The organism is Rathayibacter sp. VKM Ac-2801 (assembly GCF_009834245.1).
Taxonomy (GTDB): Bacteria; Actinomycetota; Actinomycetes; order Actinomycetales; family Microbacteriaceae; genus Rathayibacter.
Genome location: NZ_CP047183.1, coordinates 1,449,427 through 1,466,763 on the forward strand (window position 1 = coordinate 1,449,427; position 17,337 = coordinate 1,466,763).

The following is a 17,337-nucleotide window of genomic DNA, read 5'->3' on the forward strand; positions in this document are numbered from 1 at the left end:
GGGGTGTGCTCGCGCCGCGGGCGTCCGCTCACCCTGCTTCCGGGGCCGCGAGGGGTCCGTTCAGCCCCGCGGGACGTCGTCGGAGCCCGCGCGCACGCCGGCCGCGGGCAGGAGCACCGTGTCGATCAGGGAGACCAGGTAGTCGCGGTCCACCGGCTCGCGCAGCAGCAGCACCCGGTAGGCGACCATCGAGGGCGTGATCAGCGCCAGCTGCTCCACGTCGATGCCGGCCGCGATCTCGCCGCGCCCCACGGCGCGGTTCAGCAGGAGGCGGTTGGCCCGCGCCCGCGGCTCCACGATCGCGCTGCGCACGGCGTCCGCGAGCTCGGGGGCCTTGGAGATCATCGCGACGACGCCGGACATGATGTGCAGCTTCCGCTCGGCCTCCTCGATCGAGTGCGGCTTGATGAGTGCGATCAGGTCGCCGCGGAGCGAGCCGGTGTCGGGCAGCGACTCCTCCGCGAGGTCGGCTCCCTTGAGGCAGGAGAGGGCGTCGAGGACGAGCTCGGACTTGGAGTCCCACCGGCGGTAGACGGTCGCCTTCCCCGCTCGGGCGCGGGTGGCGACCATGTCGATGGTCATGCCCTCGTAGCCGGTCTCCGCGAGCACGTCGAGGGCGGCGGTCAGGATCTCGCCGTCGCGGCTCGGGTCGCGACGGCGTCCGGGACGCGCGGTCTCGCACGCAGCGGTGGGGGGAGTGGGCGGCGTCATCGCGGCTGCTCCTGTCGGTCTCGGCGGGACCGGGGTGGTCCCGCGTGAGGTCCATGCTAAATGAAGAACTCCGCAGTTCCGGAACTGCTCGGTCTCGTATATGGTCGAGCCCATGACCCAGACCTCCTCGCAGCCGCAGAGCGCCGCCCCCGCGGCCCCGGCTCGCCCGAACCGCCGCTGGTGGACCCTCGTGGCCGTCGGCCTCGCCCAGCTGATGGTCGTCCTCGACTCGACGGTGGTGAACATCGCCCTCCCGGCCGCGCAGGCCGACCTCGGGTTCTCGGACGGCGACCGCCAGTGGGTCGTCACCGCCTACTCCCTCGCCTTCGCCAGCCTGCTCCTGCTCGGCGGGCGCCTCTCCGACCTGCTCGGCCGCAAGCGCACCTTCATCATCGGTCTCGTCGGCTTCGCCCTCGCCTCCGCCCTGGGAGGAGCCGCTCCGAACTTCGAGCTGCTCATCGCCGCGCGGGCGCTGCAGGGGGTGTTCGGAGCGCTCCTCGCTCCGACGGCGCTCGCCGTGCTGACCACGACGTTCACGGTCCCGAAGGAGCGGGCGCGCGCGTTCGGCGTCTTCGGGGCGATCGCCGGAGCGGGCGGTGCCGTCGGGCTCCTCCTCGGCGGTGTGCTCACCGAGAGCTTCGACTGGCGGTGGAACCTCTACATCAACGTGGTGATCGCGATCGTCGCGGTGATCGGCGCGATCGTCTTCGTTCCGGCCATCGACCGCACCGGGCCGCGCCCGAAGCTCGACGTGCCCGGCACGATCCTCGTCTCCGCCGCACTGTTCGGGCTGGTGTTCGGCTTCGCCGACGCCGAGACCGACGGCTGGGACTCGCCGATGACCTGGGTGCCGCTCGCCGCCGCCGTCGTGCTGCTGGTCGGCTTCGTGCTGCGCCAGCGCACCACGGAGCACCCGCTGCTGCCGCTGCAGATCGTGCTCGACCGCGACCGCGGAGCCGCCTACTTGTCGGTGCTGATCGCGGGAGCCGGCATGTTCGGCATCTTCCTGTTCGTCACCTACTTCCTCCAGGTGTCGCTGGGCTACTCGCCGATCCAGACCGGCCTCTCGTTCCTGCCGATGATCGGGATGCTGGTGCTCGCCGCGCAGCTCTCGACCAACCTCCTGCTGCCCCGCTTCGGGCCGAAGGTCATGGTGCCGTTCGGCATGGTGCTCGGTGTGGTCGGCATGCTGCTGCTCACCCGCCTCGACCTCGACAGCGCGTACGCCGCCGACGTGCTGCCGGCGCTGATGGTGCTCGGCTTCGCGATGGGCTCGATCATGCCCGGCTCGATGCAGACGGCGACCCGCGGAGTGGACATGCGCTTCGCCGGGGTCGCCTCGGCGATGGTCAACACGAGCCAGCAGGTCGGCGGCTCGATCGGCACAGCGCTGCTGAACACGCTCGCGGCGACCGCGGTGACCGACTACCTCGCCTCGCACGCTCCGGCGACGGCGACCACGGCGGCGGAGGCCGCGGTGCAGAGCTACGCGGTGGCGTACGGCTGGGGCGCGGGATTCTTCGCCCTCGGCGCGGTGCTGTCGGTGCTGCTGTTCCGCCGCAGGTCGGACGCGATCGCGACGACTCCCGGGGCGGAGCCGGTGATCGCGCACTGAGTCCGATCCTCCGGAGCGGACGGGTCCTTCCGAGGTCTCGTCCGCTCCGTCGTCTCCTGGACATGTCGGCGTGTTGCGGTCGCGATCCCGGCAGGCGCGGGCCGTCAGTAGCGTCGGGGGATGCCCGAGACCCTCGACATCGGCCACCTGCGCACGCTCGTGGCGATCGCCGACTGCGGCGGCTTCGGGCGCGCGGCCGTCGCGCTGCACATCAGCCAGCCGACGGTGTCGCAGCACGTCCGCACCCTCGAGCGCCGGCTCGAGCGCACCTTCATCGAGAAGGTGGGGCGCAAGGCCCGCTTCACTCCCGCCGGTGAGCGCCTCCTCGTGCAGGCCCGCCGCATCCTCGCCGTCCACGACGACGCGCTCGAGACCCTTGACGCGGCGAGCGAGAACCCGCTCGCCCTCGGTCTCACCGAGCCCGCCGCCGAGCAGCTGCTGCCCCGGCTGCTCGAGACGCTGCGCCGCGCCTTCGACGACCGTCCGCTCACCTTCTCGCTCGAGCGCTCCACCCGTCTCGCGGAGGCGGTGGCCCGCGGGGTCGTCGACCTCGCGGTCATCCTCGGGGTCGGCGGTGACCTGCCGGGCCGCCAGATCGCGACGCTGCCGCTCGACTGGTACGCGGCGCCGGGCTGGCAGCCCGCCGAGGGCGCCCCGATCCCGCTCGTCGCCTACTCCGAGCCGTGCGGGATGCGCCAGCGCGCCCTGCAGCAGCTCGGAGCGTTCGGGCACGAGGTGCGGGTGGTCGCCGAGTCCGCGGGGCTCGAGGGCGTGATCGCTGCGGCGAGAGCGGGCATCGGAGTCGCGGTGCTGCCGACCTCGCACCAGGGCGCCGTCGCCGACGGACTCGAGGCGCGGCGCGACCTGCCCGCTCTGGGCTCGGTGAACCTCCGGCTGGTCTCGCGCCGCGGACTCGCGCCCGATGTCGAGGACACGGCGCTCGCCGCGCTCGTCGAGCTGTTCGGCCCGTCCCGCATCAGGACGCCGCTGCGCGAGGTCCGCTCGTGAACACGCTCGAACATGACGAATTCTTACCAACGATCGGGTTCGCCGATCGGAACGCATCCGGAATCATCGTTGGACGCCGCGGGCTCGCCGCCCGTAGCGTCGACGACATGACCTCCCCGCGTGCCCTCGTCTCGACTGCGCCCTCCGGCGCGGTCCGAGCGGCGCGCGTCGACGCAGCGGCCGGCCGGATGCGCCCGGGCCGAATGCCGGTGGGCGGGAACCCCTTCGCGTCGGTGCGCGGATGTTCCTGTCCAGCCTCTCGCTGACCGCCCGGTGCTGACGCCTCCGCGTCGCCCGCACTGACGCTCCCGCGTCGCGCTCTCCGACCGACGCGGCGGACTCCGCCGCACGCGACCCGCGCTCCTCGAGCAGCGCCGTCGACCTTCCTCCTCCGGGCCGCTCCGCCGTGCCCGCGAGCTCTTCTCCGCGCCCTCGCGCACCTCCTGTCGAAAGGACACCACCATGGCCGTCGAGTTCATCTCCGCGATCAACGTCAACAGCTCCAACGAGGTCAACGGGCTCACCCAGCCCGGCATCGACGTCGCCTACCTCCGCCGCTACTCGCGGATCCTCGAGGACGGCGGCTTCGACTACACGCTCGTGCCCTACGGTTCGGCCGGGCACGACCCGTTCACCATCGCCGCCGCGGTCACGCAGTACACCGAGCACCTGAAGCCGATCGTCGCGCTCCGCCCGAACACGATCTACCCGACGGTCGCCGCCAAGGCGCTCGCGACGCTCGACCAGCTCTCGAACGGCCGCGCAGTCGTGCACTTCATCGCCGGAGGCAACGACCACGAGCAGGCCCGCGAGGGCGACCGCCTGACCAAGGTCGAGCGCTACGCGCGCCAGGAGGAGTACATCCGGATCCTCCGGCAGGTCTGGTCGGCCACGGAGCCGTTCGACCACGAGGGCACCTACTACCGCTTCGAGGACTTCGTCTCGCGGGTGCTGCCGGTGCGGGGGAGCATCCCCGTCTCGGTCGGCGGCTCGAGTGACGAGGCCTACCGTCAGGGCGGCGCGCTCGCCGACATCTTCGGGCTCTGGGGCGAGCCGCTCGCCGACACCCAGCAGCAGATCGACCGGATCGCCGACGCCGCACTCGCGGCCGGCCGTCCCGACACCCCGCGCACCTGGGTCACCTTCCGGCCGATCATCGCGCCGACCGAGGAGCTCGCGTGGGAGAAGGCGCACCGGATCCTCGGGATCCTGCAGGGGCGCTCGGCCGCGACCGCCGACCCGAGGAAGGGCCTGTGGGTGCAGACGCCCGATGCGAACGGTCCGGCGAACGTCGGCTCGCAGCGCCTGCTCGACATCGCGCGCCGCAAGGATCTGCACGACCGCGCCCTCTGGACGCCGACCGCGACCGCGACCGGAGCGCAGGGCGCCTCCACCGCTCTCGTCGGCACGCCCGAGACCGTCGCCGCCGCGATCCTCGACTACGTCGACCTCGGCGCCGATCTGATCTCGATCCGCGGCTACGACAACCTGAACGACGCGGTCGACTACGGGCGCTCCATCATCCCGCTCGTCCGCGAGGAGCTCGCGCACCGCGAGGTCACCGGCCACCGCGGCGAGATCGTCGCGCAGCCTCCGCTCGAGAGCACCGAGCTGATCGGAGCGAGCGCGTGACGCTGCTCGACACGCCCGCCCGCGTCACCCCCGACCTCTCGGACCGGGCGCTCGCCCGGCTCACCGCCCGCCTCGCCGAGACCGCCGAGCGCTACGACCGCACCGCCCAGTTCCCGTGGGAGGGGATCCGCGCCGTCCACGACGCGGGGCTGCTCACCGTCGCGGTCGGCACTCGCTACGGCGGCACCCCGCCCTCGACTCTCGACCTCGTCCGGATCTTCGGCGCGCTCGGTCAGGGCGACCCGGCGGTCGCGCTGATCTCGGCGATGACCGTGCTGCAGCACGCTGCGCAGGACCGCGGCGCGACCTGGCCCGACGGGCTGTACCGCCGCGTCCTCGCCGACTCCGCCGAGCGCCCGGTGCTGCTGAACGCGGTGCGGGCCGAGCCCGAGTGGGGTGCCCCCGCCCGCGGCGGTCTGCCCGCGACGACGATCCGCCGCGACGGCGACGAGTGGGTGCTGGAGGGACGCAAGGGCTTCGCCACCGGCTCCGAGGGGCTCGCCTACCACCTGGTCTGGGCGGTCGACCTGCAGGGCGCCTCGGGTGAGCCCGAGCTCGCGCACGCGATCGTCCCGGGAGATGCTCCGGGCGTCCGGATCGAGAAGACGTGGGACCACCTCGGCCAGCGCGCCTCGAGCACGCACGACGTGGTCTACGAGCAGGTCCGCCTGCCGCTCGAGCACTTCCGCGGCACCCCGCGCTCGCAGCTCGCTCCGGAGGCGGGAGCGGGTGGAGGCTTCGGCCTCGCGGTCGCGGCGCTCTACGTGGGCGTCGGGCGGGCGGCGCAGAGCTTCTTCGTGCGGTTCGCGAACGAGCGGATCCCGACCTCGCTCGGGCGTCCGATCGCGACGACGGAGCGCATCCGCTCGGTCGCCGGCGAGATCGAGGCGCAGCTCGTGCAGGCCGAGGAGGTGCTGCTCTCGCTCGCCGCCCGCGTCGACGCGGGCGATCCGGCGGCCGCCGAGCGCCTCATCGTCGGCAAGCTGCTCGCCACCCGCTCGGCGGTCACGGCGGTCGAGACCGCCGTCGCCGCCCTCGGCAACCCCGGACTCACGCGGCACAACCCGCTCGAACGCCACCTGCGCGACGTCCTCGCCTCGCGCGTGCACCCGCCGCAGGACGACGCCGCCCTCCTGATCGCCGGCACGCGCACCCTCGCCGCCGCCGCCCACTGACTCCTCCCACTGACATCCCCTGCTCTGGAGACACAGCCATGACTCACCGACGATCCCGCTGGGCGGGCGCGACCGCGCTCACCCTCGCCGCCGCCCTCGCCCTGACCGCCTGCTCCGGATCCTCCGACGCGGGCACCGCTTCCGACGACGCGACCCCGGTCTCGGGCGGCCGGCTCTCGCTCGCCTTCTTCCCCGACAACGCCGCGTTCTCGTGCGTCGATCCGTTCCAGACCTACTGGATCGAGCACCGCACGGTGATCCGCAACGTCGCCGACTCCCTGACCGACCAGGACCCTGAGACGGGCGAGATCGAGCCGTGGCTCGCGACCGCCTGGAGCGTCGACGACGCGGGAACCGAGTACACCTTCGATCTGCGCACCGACGTGACGTTCTCGGACGGCACGGCGTTCACCGCCGACAGCGTCAAGACCGCCTTCGACAACGACCAGGCGACCCTCGCGCAGCTGCCCGCTGCCTACGGCGGCGTCTACCTGGCCGGCTACTCGGGCACGGAGGTGGTCGACGCCGACACGGTGAAGGTCACGTTCTCGACCCCCAACGCCGCGTTCCTCCAGGGCACCTCGACCACCAACCTCGCGATCCTCGCCGCCTCCTCGTACGAGAAGACGCCCGAGGAGCGCTGCCTCGGTGCAGTGGTCGGCTCCGGGCCCTTCACCCTCACCGACTACACCCCGGGCACCGGGATCACGCTCGACAAGCGCGCCGGCTACGCCTGGGGCTCCCCGCTCCGCGACAACACGGGGGAGGCGTACCTCGACGGCATCGACGTCAGCTACGTCGCCGAGGACAGCGTTCGCGTCGGCCAGCTCACGAGCGACGAGATCGACATCGCCTGGGGCCGGAACCCGATCTCCGAGAACGACCAGGCGGTGATCACCGGCAACGGCGACACCGTCGAGAGCCGGTCGCTGCCGGGCCCCGCGAGCAACTACTACCCGAACGTGTCGGAGGGGAAGATCCTCTCGGATCAGAAGGTGCGCGTGGCGGTGCAGAAGGCGATCGATCGAGAGACCTACGCGTCGACGATCTTCGGCGCCGGCTATCCGGCGGTGACGAGCGTCTACAACACGACCACGCCCTTCTCCAAGGACGAGTCCTCGGCACTGGCCTTCGACGCCGACGGCGCCGGCGAGCTGCTCGACGAGGCGGGCTGGGCGCTCGGTGACGAGGGCTACCGCCACAAGGACGGGCAGAAGCTCACCCTCTCGGTGCCGATCGTGGCGCAGTTCGGCGCGGGTGACCAGCTGATCCAGGACCAGCTCAAGCAGGTCGGCATCGACCTCGAGCTGAACGTGATCACCAACGCGCAGCGCGCGGACGTGCTCAACAGCGGCGACTACGACCTGATCTCGACCTACTACACCCGGGCCGACCCGGGAGTGATCCAGTGGATCATCGACTCCCGGTACGCAGGATCGAAGGCGCAGGCCGTGAACAACTTCACCCCCGAGCAGGCGAGCGAGGTGCAGGCCCTGCTCGACGAGGGCGTCCAGACCGTCGACACGACGGCCAGGGCGGCGGTCTACGGCCGGCTGCAGGACTACCTGCTCGACAACGCGCTCGTCTTCCCCTTCGCCGAGCGGGTGCAGCTGGCCGGCGTCTCGTCGGCGGTGCACGGCTTCCGCTTCACCTCGGAGGCGTTCGGCGACTTCGCCGGGACCTGGATCCAGCCGTGACGACCCTCGCGACACCCGCGGCACCGGGGAGGCCGGGCCTCCGCTCGGCCCCCTCGGGCCTCGGCCGCTACCTCGTCGGGCGGCTGGGCCAGGCGGTCCTCGTGCTGTGGGCCGCCTACACGGTGACCTTCGCCGTGCTGTGGCTGCTGCCGAGCGACCCGCTCGCGCTGCTGCTCTCGGCCAACAACGTCGAGGTCGACTCTCTGACTCCGCAGCAGCTCGCCGAGGCGCAGGCGCGCTACGGCCTCGACCAGCCCGTCTGGCAGCAGTACCTGCACATGCTCGGCAACGCGCTCCGGGGCGACTTCGGCACCTCCATCACGAAGGGGATCCCGGTGACCCAGCTGATCGCCGAGAAGCTGCCGGGAACCCTCCAGCTCAGCGCCCTCGCGATCGGGCTCGCACTCGTCGGCGGCACGGCGCTCGCCTACCTGGCGGCGTACGTGCAGTGGCGGCCGCTCAAGGTGCTGCTGAGCCGGCTGCCCTCCGCGGGAGTCGCGTTCCCCGGGTTCTGGATCGGCCTGCTGCTCATCCAGTTCTTCGCCTTCACGATGCACCTGCTGCCCTCCACGGGCAGTGCGACGCCGGCGAGCCTGATCCTGCCGGCCGTGACGATGGCGATCCCCACCTCGGCGATGCTCGCGCAGGTGCTGACCCGCAGCTTCGCCGACGTCGAGCGGGAGGCGTACATCACCACCGCCCGCGCGGCGGGGCTCTCCCGCGCTGCGGTGCAGTGGCGGCACGCGTTCCGCAACGCCTCGCTGCCGACTCTGACGATCCTCGGCATCCTCGCCGGCAACACCGTCACCGGGGCGATCGTCGCCGAGACGATCTTCGGCCGGCAGGGCATCGGCACGCTCGCTCAGGAGTCGGTGCTCACCCAGGACGTGCCGGTGGTGCAGGCCGTCGTCGTGCTGGCCGCAGCCGTCTTCGTCGGGATCAACCTCCTCGTCGACCTGCTCTACCCCCTCCTCGATCCGCGCATCACCACGACAGCGAAGGCGAGCCGGCCATGACGCTCGAACTCACCAGAACCGAGACCGCCGCGACAGTCGCGCCCGAGCCCCGCGAGCGCGCCCCGCAGGGCAGGAGCGGGCGGCGCCTCCGCACCGCACGGCTCCTCCTGCGCCGCCCCGGGTTCGTGATCGCGCTCGCCTTCGCCGTCTTCGTGCTGGTCTCGGCGATCACCCCGGCCCTGTTCACCGGCTACGACCCGACTGCGACGGCGCCCGTCGACAAGCTGCAGGCGCCGAGCACCGCGCACCTGTTCGGCACCGACGAGCTCGGCCGCGACCTGTTCGCGCGCGTTCTGCACGGCGGGGCGCTGACCATCCAGGCCACCGTGATCGCGATCGCGATCGCCCTCGTCGGCGGCCTCGCGCTCGGCGTCGTCTCGGGCTACGCGGGCGGAGTCGTCGACGCCGTCATCATGCGGATCGTCGACGTGCTCCTCGCGATCCCGGGGCTGCTGCTGGCGCTCGCCATCGTCACCGCGATCGGCTTCGGCACACTGCCGGTAGCGCTGGCCGTGGGGATCGGGATCCTGCCGGGCTTCGCGCGCACCACGCGCGCCGAGGTCCTGCGGGTGAAGACGCTGCCCTTCGTCGAGGCCGCCCGCACCGGAGGCGCCACTCGGCTGCGCATCCTCGTGCGGCACGTGCTCCCGAACTCCTGGGGCCCGGTCGCCGTGCTGGCGGTGCTCGATCTCGGGACCGCGATCATCGCGGTCGCCGCGTTGAGCTTCCTCGGCTTCGGTGCCGCTCCTCCCGCGGCGGAGTGGGGCACGCTCATCTCGAGCGGTCGCAACTACCTGGTGACCAGCCCCTGGCTCTCGCTGCTGCCCGGCCTGTTCGTCGGACTCCTGGTCTTCTCGCTGAACCACGTGGCGAAGACCGTCGAGGAGGTGCAGCGATGAGCGCGATCGTACGGCTGGATCGCCTGTCGGTCGCCTACGGCGAGCAGACCGTCGTGCACGAGGTCTCGCTCGAGATCGCGCCGGGCGAGATCGTCGCCGTGGTCGGCGAGTCGGGGTCGGGCAAGTCGACGACCGCGAACGCCGTGCTCGGGCTGCTGCCCGCGTCCGGGCGGATCCTCGGCGGCTCGGTCGAGATCGCCGGCGGCGATGTCACTCGCGCCTCCGAGAAGGAGCTGCGACGCCTCCGGGGACGCGTCGTCGGGCTCGTGCCGCAGGACCCGATGGTCGGCCTCGACCCCACCCTGAGGATCGGTGCCCAGGTCGCCGAGGCCGTGCGCCTGCGGGGGGTCGACCGCCGCTCGGTCGACGCCGAGGTGCTCGAGGCGCTCGGGCAGGCGGGGATCGATGATCCGGAGTTGCGCGCCCGGCAGTACCCGCACGAGCTCTCGGGGGGCCTGCGCCAGCGCGCGCTGATCGCGATCGCGCTGGCGGGGAAGCCGCGGCTGATCATCGCCGACGAGCCCACCTCGGCGCTCGACGTCACGGTGCAGAAGCGGATCCTCGACCACCTGCAGTCGCTCGTCCGCGAGCAGGGGATCGCGCTGCTGATCATCACGCACGACCTCGCGGTCGCCGCCGACCGGGCCGACCGCGTCCTCGTGATGCGGGCCGGCCGGGTGATCGAGCAGGGTCCGCCGGCCGAGATCCTCGTGGCGCCGCGGGAGGAGTACACCCGCGCTCTGATCGACGCGGCACCCGGTCTCGGGCACGGCGGGGCGATCGTGCCGCGCTTCGATCACGTGGAGCCGGCTCCCGAGATCCTGCGGATCGAGAAGGTCGTCAAGGACTTCACGCTCCCCGGGCGACGCGCCGACTTCCGTGCGCTCGACGACGTCTCGTTCTCGGTGCGCGCCGGGCAGACGCTCGCGCTGGTGGGGGAGTCGGGCTCGGGCAAGACGACCGCGCTGCGGATAGCCCTCGGCCTCGAGCGCGCGTCGGGCGGCCGCGTGCTCGTCGAGGGGGCCGACCTGACCCACGCCGGCGAGAAGCAGTGGCGGCCGCTGCGTCGGCGCATCCAGCTCGTGCACCAGAACCCGTTCGCGGCGCTCGACCCGCGCTTCACCGTGCTCGAGTCGGTCGTCGAGCCGCTGGTGTCGTTCGGAGTCGGCGATCGCCTCACCCGCCTCGCCCGCGCCCACGAGCTGCTCGACCGGGTCGGGCTCCCCGACTCCTTCCTCTCCCGTCTGCCCGCCGAGCTCTCGGGCGGCCAGCGCCAGCGGGTCGCGATCGCCCGGGCGCTCGCACTCGGGCCGGATCTCGTGCTGCTCGACGAGCCGGTCTCGGCGCTCGACGTGTCGGTGCAGGCGCAGATTCTCGAGCTGCTGGTCGAGCTGCAGCGAGACCTCGGCGTCGCCTACCTCTTCATCTCGCACGACCTCGCGGTCGTCGCCGACGTCTCGCACGAGATCGTGGTGCTGAACCGCGGCCGGGTCGAGGAGGCGGGGAGCACCTCCCGCGTCTTCCGCTCGCCCGAGTCGGAGTACACCCGGACGCTCCTCGCGGCGATCCCCGGAGTGTCGGCGGTGACCTCGTGAGCCGGCGCTTCCTCGTCATCGGCGGCGGGGCCGTGGGCTCGGTGGTCGCGGCGCAGCTGCATCTCGCGGGGGAGGACGTCGTGCTGATCGCGCGCGGCGAGCACCTCCGCCTGGTCCGCGAGCGCGGGCTGCGCCTCCGACGGCCGGCCGGCGACGAGACGGTAGGGGTGCCGGTGGCGAGCGGACCGCTCGAGGCGGCACCGCGCCGAGGCGACGTGCTCGTGCTGACCGTGAAGGCGCAGGACGCCGAGGCGGCGCTCGCCGAGTGGGCGTGGACGCCGCTGGTCGGCGGGGGAGCGGGCAGCGAGCTGCCGGTGCTCACCTTCCAGAACGGACTTGCCGCCGAGGACGCGGCGCTGCGCCGCTTCGCCGACGTGTCCGGCGTCTCGATCGGCATCGCGGCCAGCTTCCTCACCCCCGGCGAGATCGTGTCGCCGTCGTTCCCGACGGTCGGAGCGCTCTGGATCGGCCGACACCCCGACGCCGACGACCCCCGGGCCGAGGCGCTCGCCGCGACGTTCCGCGATGCGGGCTTCGCGGCGCGGGCCGTGCCCGACATCGGCGCGTGGAAGGCGCGGAAGCTGCTCGCGAACGCCGTCAACGGCCTCGACCTCTTCACCGGCTCCGACGACGAGCGCAGCGCGCTTCGCGACACGCTCGTGGCGGAGGCGCGCCTCGCGCTCACCGCGAACGGCCGCACGATCGCCGCCGACGACGGCACTCGCCTCCGGGTCGACCCCGTCGCCGGCCACACCGCCGGTCGTCTCTCGACCTGGCAGAGCTTCGCCCGCGGCGCCGGAAGCGAGGTCGACCACCTCACCGGCGAAGTCGTGCTGCTCGCCCGCCGAGCGGGCGTCGCCGTTCCCGTGAGCGAGCGCCTGCAGCTCCTCCTCGGGCTCCGCGGTCGGGAGGCGGCCGTCGCGCCGCTCCCGCTCGCCGAGCTCTCCGTCCCCTCTCCCGAAGGAGTCCCCGCATGACCCTGACCATCCCCGCCCCCCTCGTCCAGCGCTTCGACGAGCCCGAGGGCATCGGGCCCCGAGGCACACTGATCGTCCTCGGCGGCCGAGGCGAGACGCCGGCCGTCTACGAGCGCTTCGGCACCCGGCTCGCTCGCGACGCCTACCGCGTTCGCGCGCTGGGCGACGCGACCGTCGAGGGGATCCGGGAGGCGGCGCTCGAGCTCCTCCACGACCCCGCCGCCGTCTCACCCCTGGTGCTGGTCGGCTCCGACGCGGGCGCGGCGGTCGCCCTCGAGCTCGCCGCGACCCACCCCGAGGCGGTCGACGCGGTGATCGTCGCCGGTCTGCCCGTCCGCGCCGTGGGAGGCGAGGGCGTCGCCGAGCGGACCGCCTGCCCGACCCACGCCGGGGTGCTCGCGCGCGAGGCCGATGCGGTCGCGCGCGACGCGGTGCTTCCTCCGGAGCTGCTCTCGGTCGCGGCGAGCGCGGTGCGCGCCCCGCTGCTCGCGCTGCACGGCGAGGCCGACGCGATCAGCCCCGTGGCGGAGGCGGTGGCCGTCTACCGCACGGCCCCGCGCGCCGAGATCCACCTCCTCGCCGACGGGCGGCACGACGCGCTGAACGACGCGACTCACCGCTCGGCCGCGGCGACCGTGGTCCTGTTCCTCGAGTGGGTGAAGGCGTCGGCGGCGACCGCGGCGATCATCACGCGGGTGGAGGCGTGAGCGCCATCGCGCCCGCTCCCGACATCGCGCCCGCTCCCGACATCGCGCCCGCCGTCGTCCACGCCGACCGCTCGGGCTGGTCGCCCGCGGGCGATCCGGTCGGAGTGGTGCGCGCCCGCGATGTCGCCGAGGTCCGCGCGACGCTCGCGTACGCCTCCGCCCACGGGATCCCCGTGGTGACCCGAGGGGCCGCCTCCGGACTCGCGGGCGCCGCGAGCGCGGGGGAGGGCGTGATCGTGCTCGACGTCTCCGGGCTCGACCGCATCCTCTCGATCGACCCGGTCGACGGCGTCGCACGGGTCGAGCCCGGGGTGATCACCGCCGACCTCGACCGCGCCGCCGCCCGCCACGGCCTGCTCTACGCGCCCGACCCCGGCAGCGTCGAGATCTCGACCATCGGCGGCAACATCGCCACGAACGCGGGCGGGCTGCGCGGCGCCAAGTACGGAGTCACCCGCGACGCGGTGCTCGCCCTCGACGTGGTCCTGGCCGACGGCTCGCTCGTCCACCTCGGCCGCGACACCGTGAAGGGCGTCGTCGGCCTCGACCTGACCGCCCTCGTGGTCGGGTCGGAGGGGAGCCTCGGCGTGGTCGTCGGCGCGACCCTCCGCCTCCTGCCGCGGCCCCGCGTCACCGCGACCGCCGCGGCGTTCTTCGCCGATGTCGCCGCGGGAGCCGAGGCCGCCGTTGCGCTCGCGCTCGCGGGCCTGCGCCCGAGCGTGCTCGAGCTCGTCGACGACCGCACCCTCGAGGCGATCGACGCGCTGCGCGGCTCCGATCTGGCGGCCCGCGGAGGCGCGTTCCTCCTCGTGCAGACCGACGGCTTCGGCGCGGCCGACGAGATCGAGGCGGTCCGCACCGTTCTCGCGGCGACCGCGTCGAGCGTCGAGACGACCCTCGACGCCGCCGAGGGGCTCGCTCTGGCGGCCGCGCGCCGCGACGCACTGCCCGCTGTCGAGGCGCGCGGCCGGGTCCTCATCGAGGACATCGCCGTGCCCCGGTCGCGTCTCGCCGAGGCGATCCGGCGGATCCACGCGATAGCGGCCGACACCGGCGCCGACGTGTACGTGTTCGCGCACGCCGGCGACGGCAACCTGCACCCGATCATCCGGCTCCGCGACGAGACCGACGCGGCTCGCGCGCAGGCCGACGCCGCGGCCGAGGCCGTGTTCGCCCTCGCTCTCGAGCTCGGCGGCACCGTCAGCGGCGAGCACGGCGTCGGTGGCCTGAAGCGCGAGTGGGCCAGGCGCGAGCTCGGCCCCGACGTCGTCTCCCTGCAGCGCGCAGTGCGGCGGCTGTTCGATCCGCAGGGCATCCTGAATCCCGCAACCGCGCTGTGAGCGCACTCGAAAGGACCGTCATGACCGACCCTGCTCTGTTCGATACTGCACTTTCCGACCCTGCGCTTTCCGACCCTGCGCTCTCAGGCTCCGACCGCTCCGGCTCCGCTCTCCCCGATCGGCGCGACGTGCTCGTGACGCCCGAGGAGCTCGAGGAGGCGCTCGCGTCGCCCGAGCCGCCGCTCGTGCTCGACGTGCGCTGGCGCCTCGATCGCCCCGACGGCCGGCCCGCGTACCTCGACGGGCACGTGCCCGGAGCCGTCTACGTCGACCTCGATCACGAGCTGGCCGAGCACGGCGACCCGGCTGACGGGCGGCACCCGCTGCCTCCGATCGACGCGCTGCAGGGGGCGGCCCGCGGCTGGGGCCTGCGCCAGGGCCAGGCGGTCGTGGTCTACGACGACCTGAAGAACCTGTCGTCGGCCCGCGCGTGGTGGCTGCTGCGGGCGGCCGGAGTCGCCGAGGTGCGCCTGCTCGACGGGTCGCTCCGCGCCTGGACCGGGTCGGGGCGCGCGCTCGAGACCGGTCCCGTGACTCCGGTGCGCGGCGACGTGGAGCTCGCCTACGGTGCCCTGCCGGTGCTCGACATCGACGCGGCGGCCGCGTTCCCCTCTCACGGCGTGCTGCTCGACGCCCGCGCGCCCGAGCGGTACCGCGGCGACGTCGAGCCGATCGACCCGCGCGCCGGGCACATCCCGGGGGCGCTGAACGCGCCGGCGACCGACAACGTCGACTCCGAGGGCCGCTTCCCCCCGTCCTCCGAGCTGCGCGCGCGCTTCGAGGCGGTCGGCGTGCGGGCCGATGCTCCGGTCGGCGTCTACTGCGGCTCCGGAGTGACGGCCGCCGCCGACGCCGTCGCGCTGACGCTCGCGGGCTTCGCGCCGCGCCTCTACCCCGGCTCGTGGTCGCAGTGGTCGAACACCCCCGGTCGCCCGGTCGCGACGGGCCCGTCCGCGTAGCACGCACTCTCCTCGTTCTCGATTCGCCGGCGCACCCACTCCTCAGAAGTCGCGGTAGTCGCGTCCCACTCCCGCGACTTCTGGAGTGTGGGCGGCCCGTCGGCGCGCGGACGTCCTCCGGCCGTCGAGAACGCAGGAGTTGTCGTCCTCGACGTCCGACTGCGACAACTCCTGCGTTCTCGGGCGTAGGCCAGCGCCTTCACGCCGACGAGGCCGCGAGTACGCGTCGCGAAAGTCGCGTGCCACTACCGCACCCTGTGGAGAGTCGGCGGTCTGCCCGTGCGCAGACGGGGTCGCCCATCGAGAACGCGAGAGTTGTCGTACTCGACGACGACGACGACTTCTGCGTTCTCGCGCAGCCAGGACGGTGCCTCTGGGAGGCGTGGCCGCGAGTGCGCGAAAGGTGCGGTAGTCGAGCGCGACCACCGCGACTTCTGAGGAGTGGCGCGCCTCAGCCCAGGCGGGAATGCTCGCCGAGGTGGTGCCAGGTGCGGTTGTGGTACACGAGCGGCGCCGTGGTCTCGGAGTCCTCGGGCACGTGCGCCTCGAGGGCGTGCACGGCGACGATCGTCGATGATCCCGCCTCCATGCGGTTGATCACCGTGCCGCGGATCCACGCGGCGGCCCCCGGGAAGAACGGCTCGCCCGTGGGCAGCCGCGACCAGAGCGACGCATCGGCGAAGCGGTCGATGCCGCTGGTCGAGCCCAACCGCGCCAGGTCGAGCTGCTCCGCCCCGAGCAGGTGGACGACCAGCGTCTCGGACGCCTGGATGGCGGGCGAGCTGGACGAGGCGGACGAGAGAGAGAAGACGAACAGCGGCGGCTCGGCGCTCACCGAGAAGACGGAGGTCGCGGTCAGGGCGACCGGGCCGGTGCCCGGGTCGGCGGTGATCAGCGCGACTCCGGCGGCGTGGTTGCGGAACGCGAGCTTGAAGTCCTCCGGGGAGAGCCCGGCGAAGGCGCGGTGCTCCGGCTCGTGGTCCGGCGTGGTGGCGAGGTTCTCGCGGCTCATCGGAGACTCCTGATCGATCGAGGGTGCGGCACGGGGTGGTGGCCCGCCGTCGCGCCGCAGCACGGCTCCTCCAGACTGGCGCACCGGCCGAGGGAGGTCCGCCCCATTGCGGAGTATGACGCCGCGACCTCCGTGAACGCCGACCCCGGGCCGCGGATGCCGGTCCGCCGCCGGCTGCTCGCCCGTGCGATCTGCAGGACCCTGTGCGATCTGCAGGACGCTGAGCAATCTGCAGGACCCTGTGCGATCTGCAGGTGATGGTGCGCAGAGAGCGATCTCTGCCGCATGATCCTGTCTGCCGCCGGCCGGTTCGCCTGCAGATCATCCCTGCAGAGGGCACGGGGTCCTGCGGATCGTACAGAATCCTGCAGATCGTACGGGGCGCGAAGATCGTTCCTGCAGACGGCACGGGGTCCTGCAGATCGTTCCTGCAGACGGCACGGAGTCCTGCAGACGGCGCTGAGTCCTGCAGACGGCACGGAGTCCTGCAGATCGCACACCAGCTGCTCGCCCTCAGCGCAACCCGTCGCCGCGGCTCTCGTCTGCGCGCAGACTCGACGGCATGGCCCACCGTCAGCGCACCTCCACGGCGCACCCCGAGAGCAGGACCTGCGCCTCCTGCGGCCGCGAGATCGAATGGCGGGCGAAGTGGGCGCGCGATTGGGAGAACGTCCGCTACTGCTCGGACGCCTGCCGCCGGCGCGGGGTCGGCCCGGAGGAGGCGCGCCTCGAGGAGGAGATCCGCACCGTTCTGCTCGCGCGGGCGGCGTCGTCGACGGCGTGCCCGTCCGAGGTCGCGCGCCGGGTCGGCGGCGAGGAGTGGCGGCCGCTGATGGAGCCGGTGCGCCGGGCCGCGCGCCGCCTGGTCGACCGGGGCGAGATCGACATCGTGCAGGGCGGACAGGTCGTCGATCCCTCGCGGGCGAAGGGCCCGATCCGGCTGCGGAGGCGCCCCGGCGGACCCCTGTCGCCGGGCGGCGCCGCGGGCTAGCCT

15 protein-coding genes are annotated in these 17,337 nt (G+C 73.2%); 13 read left to right on the forward strand and 2 right to left on the reverse strand.

Going from position 1 to position 17,337, the window contains the following annotated elements; all coding sequences use genetic code 11:
* Window positions 1-60: 60 nt before the first annotated feature.
* Window positions 61-711: a TetR/AcrR family transcriptional regulator gene (locus GSU45_RS06660; RefSeq protein ID WP_159913716.1), complete on the reverse strand. Its 651-nt coding sequence runs from the start codon at window positions 709-711 to the stop codon at window positions 61-63.
* Between the two features lie 112 nt (window positions 712-823).
* Between GSU45_RS06660 and GSU45_RS06665 the strand changes: the two genes are divergently transcribed.
* The 12 genes from GSU45_RS06665 to GSU45_RS06720 all read left to right on the forward strand — a co-directional run bounded on the left by GSU45_RS06665 (window position 824) and on the right by GSU45_RS06720 (window position 15,331).
* Window positions 824-2,326, forward strand: a complete 1,503-nt coding sequence (locus tag GSU45_RS06665; protein ID WP_159913718.1) for an MFS transporter — start codon at window positions 824-826, stop codon at window positions 2,324-2,326.
* Window positions 2,327-2,446: 120 nt separating this feature from the next.
* The gene (locus GSU45_RS06670; RefSeq protein ID WP_159913720.1) at window positions 2,447-3,334 is read left to right on the forward strand and encodes a LysR substrate-binding domain-containing protein; all 888 of its coding nucleotides are present in this window, start codon (window positions 2,447-2,449) and stop codon (window positions 3,332-3,334) included.
* A 462-nt stretch (window positions 3,335-3,796) separates the two neighbouring features.
* Window positions 3,797-4,966 carry an LLM class flavin-dependent oxidoreductase gene (locus tag GSU45_RS06675; RefSeq protein WP_159913722.1) on the forward strand — a complete coding sequence of 390 codons (1,170 nt, stop codon included), beginning with the start codon at window positions 3,797-3,799 and terminating at the stop codon, window positions 4,964-4,966.
* Window positions 4,963-6,141, forward strand: a complete 1,179-nt coding sequence (locus tag GSU45_RS06680) for an acyl-CoA dehydrogenase family protein (RefSeq protein WP_244248247.1) — start codon at window positions 4,963-4,965, stop codon at window positions 6,139-6,141. Before GSU45_RS06675 ends, GSU45_RS06680 begins: the two co-directional genes overlap by 4 nt.
* Before the next feature lie 38 nt (window positions 6,142-6,179).
* Complete coding sequence (locus GSU45_RS06685; protein WP_159913724.1) at window positions 6,180-7,838, forward strand: ABC transporter substrate-binding protein; 1,659 nt, start codon at window positions 6,180-6,182, stop codon at window positions 7,836-7,838.
* Window positions 7,835-8,854, forward strand: a complete 1,020-nt coding sequence (locus GSU45_RS06690; RefSeq protein WP_159913726.1) for an ABC transporter permease — start codon at window positions 7,835-7,837, stop codon at window positions 8,852-8,854. The genes GSU45_RS06685 and GSU45_RS06690 overlap by 4 nt, the downstream gene beginning before the upstream one ends.
* A complete protein-coding gene (locus tag GSU45_RS06695) occupies window positions 8,851-9,753 on the forward strand; it encodes an ABC transporter permease (protein ID WP_159913728.1) in 903 nt (300 codons plus the stop codon). Before GSU45_RS06690 ends, GSU45_RS06695 begins: the two co-directional genes overlap by 4 nt.
* Entirely contained in the window at window positions 9,750-11,348 is a 1,599-nt protein-coding gene (locus GSU45_RS06700; protein WP_159913730.1) for an ABC transporter ATP-binding protein, read from the forward strand. The genes GSU45_RS06695 and GSU45_RS06700 overlap by 4 nt, the downstream gene beginning before the upstream one ends.
* Window positions 11,345-12,325 carry a 2-dehydropantoate 2-reductase N-terminal domain-containing protein gene (locus GSU45_RS06705; RefSeq protein WP_159913732.1) on the forward strand — a complete coding sequence of 327 codons (981 nt, stop codon included), beginning with the start codon at window positions 11,345-11,347 and terminating at the stop codon, window positions 12,323-12,325. Before GSU45_RS06700 ends, GSU45_RS06705 begins: the two co-directional genes overlap by 4 nt.
* Entirely contained in the window at window positions 12,322-13,032 is a 711-nt protein-coding gene (locus GSU45_RS06710; RefSeq protein ID WP_159913734.1) for a lysophospholipase, read from the forward strand. Before GSU45_RS06705 ends, GSU45_RS06710 begins: the two co-directional genes overlap by 4 nt.
* Entirely contained in the window at window positions 13,029-14,372 is a 1,344-nt protein-coding gene (locus GSU45_RS06715; protein ID WP_244248248.1) for an FAD-linked oxidase C-terminal domain-containing protein, read from the forward strand. The genes GSU45_RS06710 and GSU45_RS06715 overlap by 4 nt, the downstream gene beginning before the upstream one ends.
* A gap of 128 nt (window positions 14,373-14,500) precedes the next feature.
* Window positions 14,501-15,331 carry a sulfurtransferase gene (locus GSU45_RS06720; protein WP_244248249.1) on the forward strand — a complete coding sequence of 277 codons (831 nt, stop codon included), beginning with the start codon at window positions 14,501-14,503 and terminating at the stop codon, window positions 15,329-15,331.
* A 451-nt stretch (window positions 15,332-15,782) separates the two neighbouring features.
* On the opposite strand, the gene GSU45_RS06725 is transcribed toward GSU45_RS06720, so the two are convergent.
* Complete coding sequence (locus tag GSU45_RS06725; protein WP_159913738.1) at window positions 15,783-16,343, reverse strand: flavin reductase family protein; 561 nt, start codon at window positions 16,341-16,343, stop codon at window positions 15,783-15,785.
* Window positions 16,344-16,905: 562 nt separating this feature from the next.
* On the opposite strand from GSU45_RS06725, the gene GSU45_RS06730 reads away from it, so the two are divergent.
* Window positions 16,906-17,334, forward strand: a complete 429-nt coding sequence (locus tag GSU45_RS06730) for a DUF2256 and DUF3253 domain-containing protein (RefSeq protein ID WP_159913740.1) — start codon at window positions 16,906-16,908, stop codon at window positions 17,332-17,334.
* The last annotated feature ends 3 nt before the right edge of the window (window positions 17,335-17,337 follow it).

Coding starts and splice junctions, on each gene's coding strand:
- GSU45_RS06660 (WP_159913716.1), bottom strand. CDS start 711: ATGACGCCGCCCACTCCCCCCACCGCTGCGTGCGAGACCGCGCGTCCC.
- GSU45_RS06665 (WP_159913718.1), top strand. CDS start 824: ATGACCCAGACCTCCTCGCAGCCGCAGAGCGCCGCCCCCGCGGCCCCG.
- GSU45_RS06670 (WP_159913720.1), top strand. CDS start 2,447: ATGCCCGAGACCCTCGACATCGGCCACCTGCGCACGCTCGTGGCGATC.
- GSU45_RS06675 (WP_159913722.1), top strand. CDS start 3,797: ATGGCCGTCGAGTTCATCTCCGCGATCAACGTCAACAGCTCCAACGAG.
- GSU45_RS06685 (WP_159913724.1), top strand. CDS start 6,180: ATGACTCACCGACGATCCCGCTGGGCGGGCGCGACCGCGCTCACCCTC.
- GSU45_RS06695 (WP_159913728.1), top strand. CDS start 8,851: ATGACGCTCGAACTCACCAGAACCGAGACCGCCGCGACAGTCGCGCCC.
- GSU45_RS06700 (WP_159913730.1), top strand. CDS start 9,750: ATGAGCGCGATCGTACGGCTGGATCGCCTGTCGGTCGCCTACGGCGAG.
- GSU45_RS06710 (WP_159913734.1), top strand. CDS start 12,322: ATGACCCTGACCATCCCCGCCCCCCTCGTCCAGCGCTTCGACGAGCCC.
- GSU45_RS06725 (WP_159913738.1), bottom strand. CDS start 16,343: ATGAGCCGCGAGAACCTCGCCACCACGCCGGACCACGAGCCGGAGCAC.
- GSU45_RS06730 (WP_159913740.1), top strand. CDS start 16,906: ATGGCCCACCGTCAGCGCACCTCCACGGCGCACCCCGAGAGCAGGACC.